Source organism: Vescimonas coprocola (assembly GCF_018408575.1).
GTDB classification, from domain to species: domain Bacteria; phylum Bacillota; class Clostridia; order Oscillospirales; family Oscillospiraceae; genus Vescimonas; species Vescimonas coprocola.
Window position 1 is genome coordinate 412473 of the sequence record NZ_AP023418.1, and the last position, 16980, is coordinate 429452.

The window sequence follows — 16980 nt, forward strand, 5'->3', positions numbered from 1 at the left end:
CAGAAAAGGAGGAACAATGAATCTTTTTGAAATTGTCAAATATGGCGTAAGCTGCCGGGATGCAGCAGAGCGGTACGGCGTGGAGGTCAACCATTACGGCATGGCGCTCTGCCTGTTCCACAACGACCGGCACCCCGGCCTGTATGTGGCGGATGATCACTATTATTGCTTTGCCTGCGGGAAGCACGGGGATGTGATCGACTTTGTGGGCAAGCTGTTTCAGCTTTCGCCCTATGATGCGGCGCGGAAGCTGATGGCAGATTTTCATCTCAGCCCGGACAAGCCGCCCAGCGCAGCAGCACTCCACGCAAAGCATATCCAAACAGAAGCACAGCAGCTCATGGAAAACGAGCGGCTGTGCTTTTCTGTTCTGTCCGATTACGCCCGTGTCCTGCGGGACTGGAAGGTGCGGTATGCGCCGCAGTTACCAGCAGAAGCACCGGATGAACGATTTATAGAAGCCTGCCACAACCTCGACCAGACAGAATACTATCTGGACATTCTGTGCGCCGGGGATTCCCACGAATGCGCCGAGGTGGTGCGGCAGCAGATGTCGGATGGAAAGCTGGAAGAGCTGCGGCAAAGATTAGAGGAAATTCACAAGGAGGACGAAAATGACAACAACACCGCAGACGTGGCCTGACTGGTACGACAGCAAACACATCAATGAGGTGCTGTTCTGCCAGCAGTTTTTGGAGAAACACCCCATGAAATGTGTGCGTGGGCGGCTTTTCACCGCGGACGGACTGATCGAGGATGAGGGGCAGATCGGCAATCTCATTCTGAAGGAAATCTCCGGCTGTCTGACCTCCGGCTTGTCCAAAGTCGTGGCAAATCTGCTTGCCAGCATCAAACTGCAAGCCTATTCGCCGCCGCTGCCCATTGAGACGGACCGCATCCACGTTGCCAACGGGACGTATTTTATGGACGGCAGCTTCATCGCCGACAAGAGCTACTGCAACAACCGATTGACCGTCTCTTATAATTCCAATGCATCTGCACCGAAACGCTGGCTGCAATTCCTGTCCGAGCTGCTGCAACCGGAGGACATTCCCACCTTGCAGGAATTTCTCGGCTACTGCCTGCTGCCCACCACCAAGGGGCAGAAAATGCTCATGTTGATCGGCAAGGGCGGCGAGGGCAAAAGCCGCATTGGTCTTGTCATGCGCTCGCTGCTGGGGGACAGCATGAATACCACCAGCATCCAAAAGGTGGAGAGCAACCGGTTCAGCCGTGCAGACTTGGAAAACAAGCTCCTGATGGTGGACGACGATATGGACATGAGCGCCCTGCCAAAGACCAACTACATCAAATCCATCGTGACCTCCGAGTGCAAAATGGACATGGAGCGTAAGGGTGTTCAGAGCTACCAAAGCCAGCTCTATGTGCGTTTTCTTTGCTTCGGCAACGGTGCGCTCACCGCCCTGCACGACAAATCCGACGGTTTCTTTCGCCGCCAGATCGTGCTGACCACCAAAGACCGGCCCGCAGGCAGAGCAGACGATCCGTTTCTGGTGGACAAGCTGCTGCGGGAAAAGGAGGGCATCTTCCTCTGGTGTCTGGAGGGCCTGCATCGGTTGATTGGGAACAACTATCAGTTCAGCATTTCCGGCAAGGCCAGAGAGAATATGGAGACGGTCAAGCGCAGCAGCAACAATGTGATCGAGTTTCTGCAATCTGAGGGCTATATCCGCTTCAAGGCCGACAGTGAAGCCAGCTCCAAGGCACTGTATGAGGCGTATCAGCGCTGGTGCGAGGACAATGCGCAAAAGCCCATGTCTGCAAATCGTCTCAGCTCGGAACTGGCGCAGAACGAGCGCCTTTACAATGTAGAGGCCACCAACAATGTCCATGTCGGTGGCAAGCGGGTGCGCGGTTTTATGGGCATTGAAGTGGTCAACCCACTGCCGTATTAAAAATGAGAACCGGACTTCAAAATTGCCGTACACGCCGTACACTCTGTACGGCATTTTTCAACTTCATCCGCAAAATACGGGTTTGCTTGTGCCTTTGGTGAAGCAATTCACGGCATCGTGTAAAATCTGCCGCTGAATCGGCGTTCGGTACACAAAACCGGCGTACAGCAGCGTACACAAGCCGTCTATGCCGTACCGAGCCGTACACGGACAGCCTATTTTAACGGCTTCAAAATCAATGCTTGTGAAATCCGTAAAGATTTTTGTCGTAGGTCGAACGCACTGCACCATCAGGTGATTTACCGAAGCGTGAATCCGCTGCCCCGGACTGCGGCATATCCTGCCGTTCTGTATGTTCCCATGCCGAACGATGAAGCCGATAGGGTGCTGCTACGAACAGGGCATCACGGGCAGAAATCTGAGCGAATTTGCAGCACAGCGGATTTTTCACCGACAAGCACGCTGGCATCACCGATACGAAAACCGATTATACGAAATTATGGAGGTAAAACCAAATGAAATCCAATCTGAGAAATGAGATCAAATCGTACATCGTCCGTCAGGGAATGACCATGCAGGAGGTGGTCGATCTGCTGCGGGACGAACACGGTTGGTCTGACAGCGTTTCCAACCTGTCCAATAAGCTCCAGCGGGAATCCCTGCGCTATGTCGAGGCCGTCCAGCTTGCCGATGCGCTGGGGTACGAGATCGTCTGGCAGAAACGAAGATAAGGGGGAGTCTTCACATGACAGATGCAGAGAAAAAATTGATTCAGGCGCAGCACCGTTTGGAGGAAGCGCAGGCACGGAATCGGGTCAAGGAGCGCAAAGCCAGAACGCGCAGACTCATTCAGGAGGGTGCAATTCTGGAAAAGGTGCTGCCGGAGGTGCGGACGATGGAGCTGCCTGCGCTGGAGGGGTATCTTTCACGGAAGCTGGGAAAAGAAATCTAAATTTCAGATGGGAGGTCTCCGGGAAACCGGGGGCCTTCCTCTTTTTTCTCCCGAAGGGCGCACTTACTCACCACCCCGAAGGGGCGGTGGTATTTCCTGCGGAAATCGTGCGCTCTGCGAGGCGAATGCGGCTGCTGCGGCAGCCTCCAGACAATGCCACAGCACCTGCAAGTGCTGCTGTCATCGTCTGCGCAGGTCGCAGTTGTTTCCGTTTTGGAAACAGTCTGCTCCCTGCCCGCACAAACCTGCCACCGGCAGCTTTGTTTGCGGTTATGACCCGAAGCTCAGCTTCGGGTCATTTTCTCTTTTGCGAAAGAGAAACAGAAAAAGAAAGAATGAGGTGAAGAAGATATGGCGATTTATCATTTGGAAGCGAAGGTGGTCGGCCGGGGCGCAGGGCGCTCTGCCGTGGCCGCCTCCGCTTATTTAAGCTGTTCCCGCCTGTATAATGATTACGATGGGATACAGCATGACTACACAAAAAAGCAGGGACTTGTCTGGCAGGAAGTGTTTCTGCCGGAATATGCCCCGCAGGAATGGCAAGATCGGGAAAAGCTCTGGAACGCCGTGGAGGAAGTCGAGACGGCCAAGGACAGCAGACTTGCCCGTGAGTTCGTCGTGGCGCTGCCCATTGAACTGAGCCGTGAGCAGCAGATCGAACTGCTGCAAGACTTTATCCGGGAGCAGTTTGTGTCCGATGGAATGTGCGCCGATGCTGCTATCCACGACACCGATGGTCACAATCCCCATGCCCACATTCTGCTGACGGTGCGCCCACTGGACGAACGGGGCAAGTGGCAGTACAAAACCGAGAAGGAATACCTCTGCATGAGAAACGGCGAGGAACGAGGTTTTACCGCCGCCGAATTCAAGTCGGCGCAGAACGATGGCTGGGAGAAGCAATATCCCTACAAGGTCGGCAAAAAGAAGGTGTACATGACACCATCTGCTGCTGAGGCGCAGGAGCTTATCCGTGCAGACAAGCATCCCAAAAGCACCCCCTACGGCAGACAGAATCCCATCTCCGAACGCTGGAACAGCGAGGAACAGCTTGTATCATGGCGGGTGGCATGGGCTGATGTGACCAACCGTTATCTGGAAAGTGCTGGACGGGAAGAACGCATTGACCATCGCAGCAACGCTGCACGGGGGCTGGATGAGATCCCCACCATCCATGAGGGCGTGACAGCGCAGGCATTAGAGCGCAAAGGAATCGTCTCTGACCGCTGCGAGCTGAACCGGCAGATCAGGGCAGACAATGCGCTGCTGCGGGAGCTGAAAGCCGAAATCAAGAAGCTAGCCGCACTGGTCGCTCGTACTGTCCCCGCCATTGCGGAAGGGCTGGAAAAGCTACGCAGCCGTGTGCTGATCTTCTGTTATCAGCTCTCGCATATTCGCAGCGGCAAATCGCATATTCAAAAATCTCTCGCCGTATGGAAGCCGGAGCTGGAGCGTTACACCGGTCTGGTGCAGCAAATCAAGAAAAAGAGCAAGGAGCGCAAAGCGCTGGTTGCTGAGAAAAAGGAATTGCCAATATACCATGTGAAACGCCACAAAACGCTGGCTGTCTGCATTACCGAGCTGACAGAAGATTTGGAAGAACTCCGTTCCGAAAAGGCACTCCTTTTGCAAAGATTTGAGTATGCGGAGGATGCAGGCGCTGAGGCGTTCCGCAAGGATATTGCCACCATGGAGGCCGGTCTAAAAAAGCTGGAGGCGCAGGAGCAGAAATACTCTGCCGAGTTGGATAAGGCTTTGGATGAATACGCTGAACTGAAAGCGCAGGCTGCGGATTTTGACCCGGTAGAGCTGTACAAAGCACGGCAGGTCATTCGCCCTGCGCTGGAAAAGGCAGTCAAAAAAGCAATTAGAGGACACCATGCAGGAGAAGCCATCTCTTATTGTGCTGCTCAGCGCCAAGCAGGAAGCATCGCGTCTGCTTGGAGAGGACACAGAAGAACGGCAAGTGCGACAGCTCATTATGCGGCGGCAGAAAGAACAGAGAACAGTTCCGCAAAATCAGTCCAAGAAAAAAGAGCATTGGGAGAGATAACGTCAGGCGGCGGCATCGTAGCAGTCGCCGCCCATATTATTCGATCTCCTGCTCCAACTCGGTAAACAGATTTGACGCAAAAAACTCCTGAATCGTGATACCCAAGCCATCGCATAGCTTTTTGATGGTTGAAATCGTTGCACTGTTGTTGCGTCCTCTGACAATATTATTGACAGTCGATTGCGTGACACCGCTCATGTTGCACAGTTTGTTGATGGAAATATCCCGCTCCCGACATAACTCTATAATTCTCTCTTTAACAGCTTCTCCAATATTCATAGTACTTTCTCCTTTTATAGAGAAAGCATATCCGAATGCACTTGAAAAGATTAACCCTTTTGAGTTATAATTATCTCAAAAGGGTTAATCGGGAAATTTTGGCGGCTGGCTTACAATCTATTCATTCAATGGATTGGAGGTCGGATTATGAACTATGGCTATGCGAGGGTCTCGTCAAAGGAGCAAAACGAGCAGCGTCAAATGATTGCGCTGACGGCGTTTGGGATCGCCAAAAAGAATATTTACATGGACAAGCAGTCCGGAAAAGACTTTGACCGTCCCCGATACAAGCGTCTCGTAAAAAAGCTGCACCCCGGCGATCTGCTGGTCATTCAGAGTATTGACCGGTTGGGCCGCAACTATGGGGAGATTCTGGAGCAGTGGCGAGTCATCACCAAGGAAAAGCGGGTGGACATCGTTGTTCTGGACATGCCTCTGCTGGATACGCGGGCCCGGGGCCAAGACTTGACGGGTACCTTCATCGCCGACTTGGTGCTGCAAATTCTATCCTATGTGGCGCAGACAGAGCGGGAGATGATCCGCAAGCGGCAGGCAGAGGGAATTGCAGCAGCCAAGGCCCGGGGCGTGAAGTTCGGGCGGAGGCCGCTGCCCTTGCCAGAGTCATATGAAGATGTGCGTCAAAAATGGGAAAGCGGCCAGCTCTCAGCCAGAGCCGCCGCCATCGCATTGGGCGTGTCGCACAGTACATTCTTAAAATGGACACGATACAAGTAGGGATTGGATGGAAAAGTACAAATGGTCTTCCAATGGCAGGTTCATAGGTATAATCCGCCTTTCTGCGAAAGGCACCGACGGGGTTATGAAACCGAGGGGTGCTTAAGAATCGAGTTCAAGCCTCATAAGAACAAGCGTTTGCCAGCCGCTTCTTGCACGGAAACCTCTTGGATTGCGACCATATTCCTGAAATCCGACCGATTCATACAGCCGGACAGCAGATGCGTTCTCTGCTACGACCTCCAGCTCTATTTGCAGGTATCCCGCTTGCTTCGCGCATTCGATGCACGCAAGCGTAAGAGCCTTCCCGATGCCGCGCCCCCAGTAGGCTTTTTCAATGGCGATGCCGAAGTCCGCACGATGGCGAATCTTTTCCTTGTCATCAATCGGATCAATGCCCGCTGTTCCGGCAATCCTGGCGTCAACGAACGCCGCAATTTCGATGGCATTTTTGCTTTCGCTGCGCGCCTTCAAAAATTTTGCTTCCTCTTGGACGGTGAACGAATTTTCCTCCGGATAGGTCAGAAAATAGTCCGTTTCTGCATGCGTGAGATCAAAAGTGCGGAGCACTTCGGCGGCATCAGCTTCACCCGCTCCGCGAAGAAGGCATTTCGCGCCGTCCTTTAAGATAATTTCTTTTTCGTATTGCAATGGTTATTGCCTCCTGCTATCTTTTTCGACGGCATCGCATGCTTGCATTTCGCTACAATCAGTTTTACAAGCCCGCCAGCGCCAGGAATTTTTTATCCGACTGAATACTCTGTGTCAGAAACTGACCGTCCCGGAACAGGGCATAGGTCGTGACCGGTGCGGGTACATTCTGTGCAGATTCTTTGTCAGTGATATGGATGGCCTTGAACGGGATACCATGTTCCTTCGCCACCTCCTGCACCCTTGGTACCCAATAATAGGTGTAGGGACACTGATCGGTGTAATACAGAACAAAACCGTTATCTTCAATCGCCGGATGCTTCGCGCATTCCCGGAACTTCGGCATCTGTGCAGTCGGTTCAATGGAAAGGTACATGAGATTGATCCCGCAGTCGGATATGTCTGCCACACGGAACCCTTTGTAGGCAAGGAATTTCGGGTCAGCAAGAAATTCCCGCTTCCTGCCCTCCGCGCACAGAATGCAAATACCTTTCTTCCCCTGCGCCTTGGCATCACGGATGCACGCCTCCAGCAGATCATTTGAGTATCCGTGTCCCTTCATGGAACCGGATACCCAGAGACAGTCAATGTAGAGATAGCCGTCTGCCTCAATAGGCACCCATGCGTTTTCAGCCGGAATGTATTCGATAAAGCATTTACCGCGTTCTTCGCTGCGATAGAAAACAAGTCCATCATCAAAGCGCTGCCGCAGCCATTCTTTTTTTGCGACGCTCTGCTTACCGGACATGGCGCAGCAGATATGTTCCTTGTCAATATTTTCTTTTGTGATCCGAATATAGTTCATCGGTTATTCCTCCAATGCCGTTGTTCTTTCGTTTTGGCGATGGCAATTCATCGAACATTGCCTCAAAGAGCTCTGTAAGAAACACTTTGCTATCAACTTCATCCACCAGCAGCATTTCTTTCGCTCCCTCATACGGGAGCTCACAGATTGCCGCAGGCATAAGTTCCAGAGCGGATCTTGTTTTCTTTACAAGCAGTCGATCATCATAGATTCCACCGACGATTTTACCTCGGTAATAGAGGATAAATTCTCCCATCATAGGACGGTAAGAAATATCGTCCAGATCGGATAGCTGTTCCAGAATGAAATGAAGATACTCTTTACCGGATGCCATTTTTTCCTCCTGTTCAGAACAGTTGCCCCGTCAGCTTCCGCTTTTCCTTCTTCGGAAAAGTCGCTTCAAATCGTTCAAAGCCCTCCGGGTCTTTCTCACAGACAAAATATCCCACTGGGTCTTTGTAGGTGCCGGAGATACCGTCCAAAAAACCGGGCGTCAGCTCCTTGATGAGAAAATAATCCGCTTCAGGGTCGTCGGCATAGCGGATACCCTTTATTTTGGCAGGCACAAAGCCGGACTTGCCGTAAAAGTCAATATTGCCGGTGATGGCAAGTGCTCCTGCACCCATTTCCTTGGCTTTTTCCATGGAATAGTCCAGCAGCTTCTTTCCGTAGCCCTGCCGCTTGTATGCGGGCGCAATGCCGATGGGGCCGAAGGTCATGATCGGCACCTTTCTTCCGTCATCGCAGTCGATTTCCGACCACACGTAGATGACCTGCCCGATCAGCTCGCCGTCCAGCTCCATGACGAAGTCCAGCTCCGGCACAAATGCCGGGTCATCCCGATAGCAGTGCAGCACATAGTACTCCATGCAGCCGGGGCGGTAGACATTCCAAAAGGCCTCGCGGGTCAGGTTTTCAACATTGCGATAGTCATCTTTGGTTTCCAAACGAATGGTGATCTTCTTTTCTGACATGGCGTTTCTCCTTATCTCTTGTCAATAATTTTGTCGATCAGCCCGTAAGCAAGGGCTTCCTGCGCCGACATGTAGTTGTCGCGCTCCGTATCGGCGGCAACCTGTGCAAAGGTTTTTCCCGTATTCTCGGAAAGAATGCGGGTCAGCCGCTGTTTGGTTTTCTGCATTTGTTCGGTCACGATCTGAATATCCGTGACCGGGCCGTGTACGCCGTTCCCAGCGATCAGCGGCTGGTGGATCATGTTTTCCGCATTCGGCAGTGCGATCCGCTTGCCCTTTGCGCCGCCTGCTAACAGGAAAGCGCCGAAGCTCGCGGCCAGACCGATGCAGATGGTGGACACGTCGCACTTGAGATACTGCATGGTGTCGTAAATCGCAAACCCGGCCGTGACCGAGCCTCCGGGGCTGTTGATGTAGAACTGAATATCCTTGTCTGGGTCTTGTGCTTCCAGAAACAGCATCTGCTCGACGATGGAACTGGCGGATGCGTCCGTTACTTCCTCACCGAGAAAAACAATTCGGTCGGAGAGGAGCCGGGAAAAAATGTCGTAGCTACGTTCGCCGCGACTGGTTTGTTCGATCACATAGGGAATGATGCTCATATATGTTTACTCCTTGATTTCTTTTGGTTTCATACAAAACAGGTGAATGCCAAGCGCCGCATTGAAGCCTGTTGCAGCAAACACGCTGAAACGCTCGACCACGCCGAAATACTCGGCAGGGACGATTTTCATACCCATTGCGCCCACAAGCATCATGGCCAATGCGACAGCGGCGCAGACACCATAAGAACGACAGTTTTTGCTCTTGGCTCCTGCGACGATGATCATGGTCAGTGATACGATGGACAGCAGCACCACCAAAGCGGTTGTGACCATGTGCATCACATCCTGAAAGGCCCCGGCATAGCCGCTGCTACTGAGCGGGAACATCCGATACCCGACCGCCGAGATCCACTCCATGATGGCGAACAGATAAATGCCCGAACGGAGCAGCTTGGTTTTCTGTCCTTGGATGCCGATACAGACGACGGTCGCGCAAACGACCTCGCACGCATTGTAAAGGGCGCTCAGCTGATTCCAGAGTGCCAGCGATGGCGCATTGGCGGCACTCAGGTCGCTGACAGCCTGTGCCATCCAGTTATAGCCGGGATAGGTCAGCGGCGCAAACACGACCGCCGCCGTGTACGAAAGAAAGCTGACAACGCCCAGCAGCCCTAATTTTTGAGTCAAAGATCGCTTCATTTTATCGCTCCCTGTGCTTATCAAGTTTGGCTTTCCCAAAAGCACCGATAGGGCTGAAAGCCTGCTGCCGCATAGAATTTCTGCGCCGACTCATTGAATGTCCAGACATCCAGTGTCACCTGATCAAAATCTCGATGTTTTGCTTGCGCTTTGCAAATGTCAGCAAAAGGATTGAATCGACACGGTGAGATGTGCCGCATGGGCAGCGCAAAGATCACAAGCCCGATCCACGAAAAGGATACCTTCAGATTCATAAAGCAACACCGGCTTTCACAGCAAATTCAGGCAGCTTTGCGGGCTTTCCATAAATGGCAATCAGCGCGCGGAACTCCCGGCGGAACGCCTCACGCAGCTCTGTCTCCGTCAGGTGCAGATGATCCGTATTGGCGAGAATCGCCAGTCCGTAGGTAAAGTAGATCATATCCTGATGAAAGCGGCGTGCGACGTCCTCCGCATATCCGAATTCATCGACGATCACGCCGATGACCTCCTGCATCAGAACATCGCTTTGATATGCCCCTGGCTGTTCGCCCTCCAGATAGAGCCAGCGGAACAGCTGCTTTTCCTCGGCAGCGAATTTGACGAAGCCCATGCCGTAGCTGCTGTAGCGGCTGTCGCTCCCCTCGTGGGCGCACAGAGAATCCCGCACGCGCTGTGTGTGCAGTTCGATCGCACGCTGCGTCAGCGCGGCCTTCAGTTCGTCCATGTTCTTGAATGAAAAGTAGATCGGCTGCGTGGAGCAGCCCAGTTTTTTGGCGACGCTGCGGGCGTTGATGGCAGAAAAACCGTCGTCACGCAATACCTCCACCGCAGCGTCGATGATCTGTTCCTTTGAAACTTTTCTGACTGCCGGCATAAGCACCATCCTTGTATAATAACACTGCGTTATATATAACGCAGTGTTATTATATCTTGTGGGACGTGATTTGTCAAGCAGCATGTTATTCTCCTGTTTCAATGGAGAAAACCCGGAAGTTCCACCCGGCATAGCTTGACACCGCCGCGGTAAAATGCTATAGTAACGACGGTCATCCCATGATCATAGAACATTCATTGTCCTATAAAGAATGCAGCACATGGGAGTTCAACACAAGGGAGGAATGTATAACATGAAACGAGTGATCGCACTGCTACTGACGCTGGTCATGCTGCTGGGCCTGGTGCCCACGGCTCTGGCCGCCGAAGCCGCCGCCCCCGACGGGACCGTGGTGAAGGCGGAGGAGGTCAGCGGCACCCCCCGGCTGGACGCCATGGCGGAGAACGGCTCTGCGGCGGAAACCACCCAGCCCACCGGGCATCAGCCCGATGATATGGTGACCATCCTCGTGGAGCTGGAGCGCGCTCCCGTGCTGGAGGGCTTTGCCGCGAAGAAAACGGCTTCCACCAGCTCTGCCGGTGCGGAGATCGCCGCCTATCTTGCCGGCGGCCGCGCGGAGAAACAGGATGCCGCCATTCGCCGGGATCAGAAAAAGGTCTTTGCCGAGATCCAGGCGGCCCAGCCCGCCGCTCTCCAGGCGGAGGGCACCTGCACTGCCTGTGCCCCTGAGCTGATGGAGCAGTGGACGGTGCTCTTTAACGGCATGGCCGTCCGCGCCCCCTATGGCATGCTGGATACCATCCGCAATCTGAAGGGTGTGAAGTCCGCCCATGTGCAGCATGTTTACAGTCAGCCCACCTCTCCGGCCACCAATGCCGGTGTGGCAGGCTACAGCTATGACATGGTCCACCTGCAGGAGGTCTGGAACAAGGGCTACACCGGCAAGGGAATGCTGGTGGCCGTGGTGGATTCCGGCCTGGACATGGAGTATTCCAGCTGGTGGAGCGATGAGGAGGGCGCCAACGTCACCGGTCTGCGCCGGGTCCACGAGGCCTTCCGGGACGACTCCTTCTACTCCCAGCTCAGCAACAGCGACCTGCGCTATACCAAGGAGTCCCTGCTGGCCTTCCTGAACGGCCGCCAGCTCAATGCCAATAGGCTGAGCCCCGCCTCCAACGAGGCCATGTACAAGACCCGCAAGGTCCCCTTCGCCTTTGACTACGCCGGAGACGCCGACCCCTATACCGGCGAGATCATCAGCGGCGACGTCAACGTCCGCAACAGCGGCAGCAACCACGGCACCCACGTCTCCGGCACCGTGGCGGGCTTTGTCCAGAGCCAGGAGGGCGAGGTCCTCTTTTCCGGCGTAGCCCCCGATGCCCAGCTGATGATGATGAAGGTCTTTGCCGACGGCGGCAACTCCGGCGCCACGGAAAGCGCCATTCTCAACGCCCTGGAGGACGCCATGACCCTGGGCGCCGACGCCGTGAACCTGTCTCTGGGCTCCGACAACGGCTTTGCCTATGACGACACCGCCATCCACGGCGTTTATGCCCGGCTGGAGCAGGCCGGCGTCATCCTGATGACCGCCGCCGGCAACAGCGAAAACTCCCCCGCCCAGGGCAATGAGCGGGGCGGCCTGAACCTGGCGGAGGACCCGGATATCTCCATGATGTCCTCTCCCGCCGTCTACCCCTCCAACCTGGCGGTGGCCTCCATCAACAGCACCATCAACATGCAGAGTGTGCTGAGCTGGACCGACGCCCAGGGCCAGAGCCATACCGTGCCCTTCTCCGACCCCAACGAAGTGGCCATGAAGGGGAAGTTCCCCGAGAGCCAGAGCTTCGTTGTGTATGACGCGGGCTACGGCACCTACATGGACTACTACAACGCCGGATTCAGCAACGGCTACAACGGCGGCAAGACGGGTATTGCCCTGGTCAAGCGCGGCAGCGCAGACGGCAGCACCCTCTCCTTCGCCGACAAGATCAACAATGCCAGCAGCTTCTCCGGCACCAACTACATGGGCGAGAGCTACGGCGTGCTGGCTGTGCTGGTTTATGACAGCGACCCCGCCGCCACCACGCTTATCAACATGAACACGGACAACACCTCGCTGACCTCCGCCTTTATTTCCGGCGTGGACGGCGCGGCCATGATCGATGCGCTGAACGCCGGGCAGGAGGTCCGCATCACCGTTCACCAGCAGGACCAGCTGTCCGACTGGGAGGAGGGCGGCCAGATGTCCTCCTTCACCTCCTGGGGCAGCGGCTCCGGACTGGAGCTGAAGCCCGAGATCACCGCCCCCGGCGGCAACATCTGGTCCACCGTGATGGACAGCAGCTATGTGGAGGGCGCCGGGAAGTACGATGACTATACCGGGTCCTACAGTCTGATGAGCGGCACCTCCATGGCGACGCCCCATATGGCGGGCCTGGCCGCGCTGGTGGAGCAGTATGTCAAGTCCCAGCATCCCCAGCAGGACGCCGCCGCCAGCGCCGACCTGACCAACCATCTGCTGGTGAGCACCGCCGTGCCCCAGCAGGAGAACGGCGTATACGTCTCTCCCCGCCGCCAGGGCGCCGGCCTTGTGAACGCAGCCGCGGCCATTTCCACCCCTGCCTACATCGATGTGGACGGCAAGCTGGTGGGCAAGCTGGAGCTGGGCGACGATCCCGGCTGGAGCGGCAGCTATGATCTGGACTTCCGGGTGGAGAACCTGGGCAGCGACGCCCTGAGCTACAGCATGAAGGCCGTGCTTCTGCGGCCGGATACCGCAGAGCAGGACGGCAAGACCATGGTCCTTGCCAGCGATGTGCTGATCCGTGAGGTGGATCTGGGCAGCGTCAGCGTGCCCGCCGGCGGCACACAGGTCAGCCGGACCGTTTCCCTCACCGCTTCCGACATCGCCGCCATCCGCGACCTGTTCCCCAACGGCAGCTATGTGGAGGGCTTTGTGATCCTCACCGCCGCCGACGGCTCCGCGCCTCAGATCGGCATGCCCCTGCTGGCCTTCCTGGGCGACTGGACCTCTGCCCCCATCCTGGACCGCGCCAACTGGTTCGACGAGCCCCAGGACGGCGAAAACGTGATGAACAACGACTGTACCCTGGGCGTCAACGTGGTGGGCAGTACCATCCGCAGCGCCGGGGAAGTGGTGAACTTCCTGAACCTGGGCCAGAACATCTTTGATACCGACATTGCCGCCGAGAGCAAGCAGACAGTTTTCCACCAGGAGAACTTTGCCATCTCCCCGGACGGCAGCGGCTATTTCGACGCCATTGACGACCTTGAGCTCTATCAGCTGCGGGATGCCAAGCTCTTTGTCACCGAGGTCCGGAACAAGAACACCAACGAGCTCTATTTCCGCACCTTCAACACCTATGTGCCCCGCAGCGTCTATCAGGCCGGCTACGGCGTGGTCCTGCCCATGTCCCTTTACTACTTCACGGATGCCTGGGATGGAACGGACCTGAACGGCGACGTCCTGCCCAACGGCACCCAGTGCGTTTACACCATTACCGCCTATGGCGAGGGTGACTACGGCGACACCGTGGACAATGAGGAGCTGGGCCGCCCGGTGACGGACTTCGAGTCCTTCGTGGACGGCAAGGAGCCCACCTTCAACGGCCACAAAATGGACAAGACCGGCGACGTGCTCTCCTTCGACGTGCTGGTGGACACCCAGGCCCCCAAGCTGGAGAACAACGCCGTGACCTTCTATCAGAAGGATGGCCGCACCTATATGCAGGGCACCGTCTATGACGAGGACGGCTCCCTGGCCTCCGTGGCGGTCCACGCCCAGGTGAGCCGGACCTATACCGACTCCACCGGCCGGGAAATCACCGAGTACAACATCGATCTGCTGAATCCCCTGTATTCCCAGAGCATTTATGACGCCGATACCCACACCTTCACCTTCACCGCAGATGTGACGGAGTATCGCGGCAGCTACAACTGGACCGGCAACGTGTATCTCTCCTGCGGCGACTATGCGGCCAATGACCGCACCTATGCCATCAAGGTGGACGCCTCCCAGGGCCTGACCCTGTCCCAGACATCCGCCCGCCTGCACCCCGGCCAGAGCTTTGACCTCAGCGTGAACAACAACACCGGCTCCACGGCGCCCATCACCCGCACCTCCAGCAACCCCGAGGTGGCCACGGTGGATGAGTTCGGTCATGTGGTGGCTGTGGCTCCCGGCCAGGCCATCATCACCGTGTCCAACGGCACCTACTCCGCCCTGTGCGTCATAGCGGTGGAGGCATCCTCCACGGAGGTGAAGGACTTCAAGCTGTCCATGGACCACTTCTCCGGCCTGAAGCCCAACGGCGCCATCACCGTCCGGGTGGTGGACCTGCAGCCCGCCGATGTGGAGATCTATCAGAATCAGTGGCTGGTATATGAGGACGACGAGGACTGGGCGGGCCTGGTCAGCGTCTCCCAGAACAGCAGCGACGCGCTGGAGGGCCTTATCGACCTGAACTATCAGGCCTCCGCGGACAAGATCCCCTCCGGAACCGGCCATCTGGACGTCACCATCAACGGTGTTACCCGGACCATGACCTTTGACTGGGAGGACGTCTATCAGACCTCCGACCAGGAGGACCTGCAGTCCGACGCCTACTACAACGAGCAGACCTATTACGTCACCGCCGGTGAGACCGCCAGCCTCATCGCCCGGTACCGCCAGACCCACTCCTTCTCCGATGTGAAGCTGTACACGGCCCAGGGGTATGTTTCCGGCGGCAGCGACAATCCCACCACCGCCGCCACCGGCCTGGTGCTGGACGGCCCGGACTTTGTCCTCTCCGGCAGCGAGCCCTGGCGCGGCAGATTGGTGAACACCGAGGGCTATGCCCTGCCGGAGTCCATCCATGTGGTTTACCGCTATGATTACGGCTATGAGTATGAGCTGACGGAAAACGCCATGTACAATGGCTATACCTATGACCGTACCACCGGCGATATCGTCGTGTCCGCCCCCTACGGCTCCTCCACCACGGTGGTGATCCGGGCAGACGGCACGGAGAAGGCCGGTAATCCGGCGGGTGCCCTCTCCGGCGTCACCTATGACCGTCCCGACAGCACCTACGGTCCCTTCAACTGGACGGTGACGGAGGGCGGCGGCAAGCTGGAGACCGCCGAGGACGTCAACGTTAACGGCACCCGCAAGAACGTTGCCTATTACACCCCCTCGGAGCCCGGCGTCAGCTATCTGACCGCCACCACCAAGGACGGGCAGTATCATGTGAACTTCGCCGTGGTCTGCCTGCCGGTGCAGGCCAATACCCTGCGCCTGGATGATACCCGGGCCACCCTGCATCCCCTGGAGACTCTGGCGCTGAACGCGACGCTGACTCCTACCCCCACCCGGGCGGAGGACGCCGCGCTGACCTGGACCTCCTTCAACCCCGAGGTAGCCACCGTGGATGAAAACGGCGTTGTCACCGCCCACAAGCCCGGCTACGCTTACATCAAGGTGTCCACCGATATCAACACCAGCGTCACCGCCTACTGCGTGGTGGAGGTATTGCCTGGTCAGGGCTATACCGTGACTCTGGACGCCAACGGCGGCATGGTGAAGCCCGACTCCGTCAGCGTCCAGTACGGCATAGCTGTGGGCCAGCTGCCTGTGCCCGTCCGTGAGGGCTATACCTTCGACGGCTGGTATGACGAAAACGGTGCGCAGTACACCGAGGACACCATATATGCCATCGCCGGAGACGCCACCCTCACTGCCCGCTGGACCGCCAATATCTACGAGATCACCCTGGACGCCAACGGCGGCGTCACCGACGTGGCCCTGGTCCAGGTGACCTTCGGCCAGGCCGTGGGCGCCCTGCCCACACCTACCCGGGAGGGCTATGTGTTCCTGGGCTGGTTCGACGAGGTGGGCAGCCGCTATGATGCTTCCACCGTCTACAGCACAGCCGATGGTGTGACCCTCACCGCCCGCTGGGGTCAGGAGGACAGCACCTTCACCATTACCCTGAACGCCAATGGCGGCAAGGTGGAGCCCTCTGCTCTGGCGGTGGTATACGGTCAGGCTGTGGGCACCCTGCCCGTACCCACCCGGGAGGGCTATACCTTCGGCGGCTGGTACGACAAGGACGGCAACCGCTACGACGCCTCCAGCGTGTACAGCGTCAAGGGTGACACGACCCTGACGGCCCGCTGGATCGAAAACAGTGTCCAGACCGGCGACGGGTTCCCCATCTTCCTGCTGAGCGGCGCGATGATGGCGGCTGCCGCAGGCGCTGTGATGCTCCTGCTGAAGCGGCGGAAGCTCATGGGCGAATAAACAGACCGGAAGTGCTTCTGCACAGGCTGTTATAAAAGGCTCTCCGGCACATGTGCGCCGGAGAGCCGGGAAACGAAACAAGCCAAGGCCGGCAGGTCAATGACCTGCCGGCCTTGGCTTGTCAAAAATCCTTAATGGGACATTCTCCGCTGGGGAGCGGCTCCATCAAAGCGCTGCGGACACGGGCGGAGTGAATCCGCCCTGCGGCAAGGTTTTGCTGGGCAAAACGCTTGGGACGCGGCTGCGCCGC

General features: G+C 56.7%; 16 protein-coding genes. 7 read left to right on the top strand and 9 right to left on the bottom strand.

The window, feature by feature from the left end; genetic code table 11:
• The first annotated feature begins 16 nt into the window (after positions 1-16).
• The 5 genes from KJS28_RS02060 to mobQ all read left to right on the top strand — a co-directional run bounded on the left by KJS28_RS02060 (position 17) and on the right by mobQ (position 4986).
• On the top strand, positions 17-643 hold the full coding sequence (locus KJS28_RS02060) for a CHC2 zinc finger domain-containing protein (RefSeq protein WP_213541549.1): 627 nt from the start codon (positions 17-19) through the stop codon (positions 641-643).
• Positions 615-1916 (top strand): DNA primase family protein, encoded by a 1302-nt coding sequence (locus KJS28_RS02065; RefSeq protein WP_213541550.1) that lies wholly within the window; start codon positions 615-617, stop codon positions 1914-1916. Before KJS28_RS02060 ends, KJS28_RS02065 begins: the two co-directional genes overlap by 29 nt.
• A gap of 515 nt (positions 1917-2431) precedes the next feature.
• Positions 2432-2647, top strand: coding sequence for a DUF6471 domain-containing protein (locus KJS28_RS02070; RefSeq protein ID WP_071441608.1), 216 nt, complete (start codon positions 2432-2434; stop codon positions 2645-2647).
• A 14-nt stretch (positions 2648-2661) separates the two neighbouring features.
• Positions 2662-2868 carry a DUF3847 domain-containing protein gene (locus KJS28_RS02075; RefSeq protein WP_213541551.1) on the top strand — a complete coding sequence of 69 codons (207 nt, stop codon included), beginning with the start codon at positions 2662-2664 and terminating at the stop codon, positions 2866-2868.
• A gap of 408 nt (positions 2869-3276) precedes the next feature.
• Entirely contained in the window at positions 3277-4986 is a 1710-nt protein-coding gene (mobQ, locus tag KJS28_RS02080; RefSeq protein ID WP_324614754.1) for a MobQ family relaxase, read from the top strand.
• On the opposite strand, the gene KJS28_RS02085 is transcribed toward mobQ, so the two are convergent.
• Positions 4958-5200: a helix-turn-helix domain-containing protein gene (locus tag KJS28_RS02085; protein ID WP_213540303.1), complete on the bottom strand. Its 243-nt coding sequence runs from the start codon at positions 5198-5200 to the stop codon at positions 4958-4960. The two genes, mobQ and KJS28_RS02085, sit on opposite strands and share 29 nt — an antisense overlap.
• A gap of 147 nt (positions 5201-5347) precedes the next feature.
• Here KJS28_RS02085 and KJS28_RS02090 point away from each other — a divergent pair, with 147 nt between their 5' ends.
• Positions 5348-5935 (top strand): recombinase family protein, encoded by a 588-nt coding sequence (locus KJS28_RS02090; RefSeq protein WP_213540302.1) that lies wholly within the window; start codon positions 5348-5350, stop codon positions 5933-5935.
• A 102-nt stretch (positions 5936-6037) separates the two neighbouring features.
• Here the strand turns inward: KJS28_RS02090 and KJS28_RS02095 are convergent, their stop codons facing one another.
• From KJS28_RS02095 to KJS28_RS02130, 8 genes are all read right to left on the bottom strand, one after another.
• Positions 6038-6586, bottom strand: coding sequence for a GNAT family N-acetyltransferase (locus KJS28_RS02095; RefSeq protein ID WP_213541552.1), 549 nt, complete (start codon positions 6584-6586; stop codon positions 6038-6040).
• 64 nt (positions 6587-6650) lie between these two features.
• Entirely contained in the window at positions 6651-7391 is a 741-nt protein-coding gene (locus tag KJS28_RS02100) for an N-acetyltransferase (protein WP_213540301.1), read from the bottom strand.
• A complete protein-coding gene (locus KJS28_RS02105; RefSeq protein WP_213541553.1) occupies positions 7357-7725 on the bottom strand; it encodes a TfoX/Sxy family protein in 369 nt (122 codons plus the stop codon). Before KJS28_RS02105 ends, KJS28_RS02100 begins: the two co-directional genes overlap by 35 nt.
• A gap of 13 nt (positions 7726-7738) precedes the next feature.
• Positions 7739-8365, bottom strand: a complete 627-nt coding sequence (locus KJS28_RS02110) for a GNAT family N-acetyltransferase (protein ID WP_213541554.1) — start codon at positions 8363-8365, stop codon at positions 7739-7741.
• Between the two features lie 11 nt (positions 8366-8376).
• Positions 8377-8967, bottom strand: a complete 591-nt coding sequence (locus KJS28_RS02115) for an ATP-dependent Clp protease proteolytic subunit (protein ID WP_213540300.1) — start codon at positions 8965-8967, stop codon at positions 8377-8379.
• Positions 8968-8973: 6 nt separating this feature from the next.
• Positions 8974-9609: a DUF998 domain-containing protein gene (locus tag KJS28_RS02120; RefSeq protein WP_213540299.1), complete on the bottom strand. Its 636-nt coding sequence runs from the start codon at positions 9607-9609 to the stop codon at positions 8974-8976.
• Positions 9610-9629: 20 nt separating this feature from the next.
• Positions 9630-9863, bottom strand: a complete 234-nt coding sequence (locus tag KJS28_RS02125) for a GNAT family N-acetyltransferase (RefSeq protein WP_213540298.1) — start codon at positions 9861-9863, stop codon at positions 9630-9632.
• Positions 9860-10465, bottom strand: coding sequence for a TetR/AcrR family transcriptional regulator (locus tag KJS28_RS02130; protein WP_213540297.1), 606 nt, complete (start codon positions 10463-10465; stop codon positions 9860-9862). The genes KJS28_RS02125 and KJS28_RS02130 overlap by 4 nt, the downstream gene beginning before the upstream one ends.
• Before the next feature lie 253 nt (positions 10466-10718).
• Here KJS28_RS02130 and KJS28_RS02135 point away from each other — a divergent pair, with 253 nt between their 5' ends.
• Complete coding sequence (locus KJS28_RS02135; RefSeq protein ID WP_213541555.1) at positions 10719-16730, top strand: S8 family serine peptidase; 6012 nt, start codon at positions 10719-10721, stop codon at positions 16728-16730.
• The last annotated feature ends 250 nt before the right edge of the window (positions 16731-16980 follow it).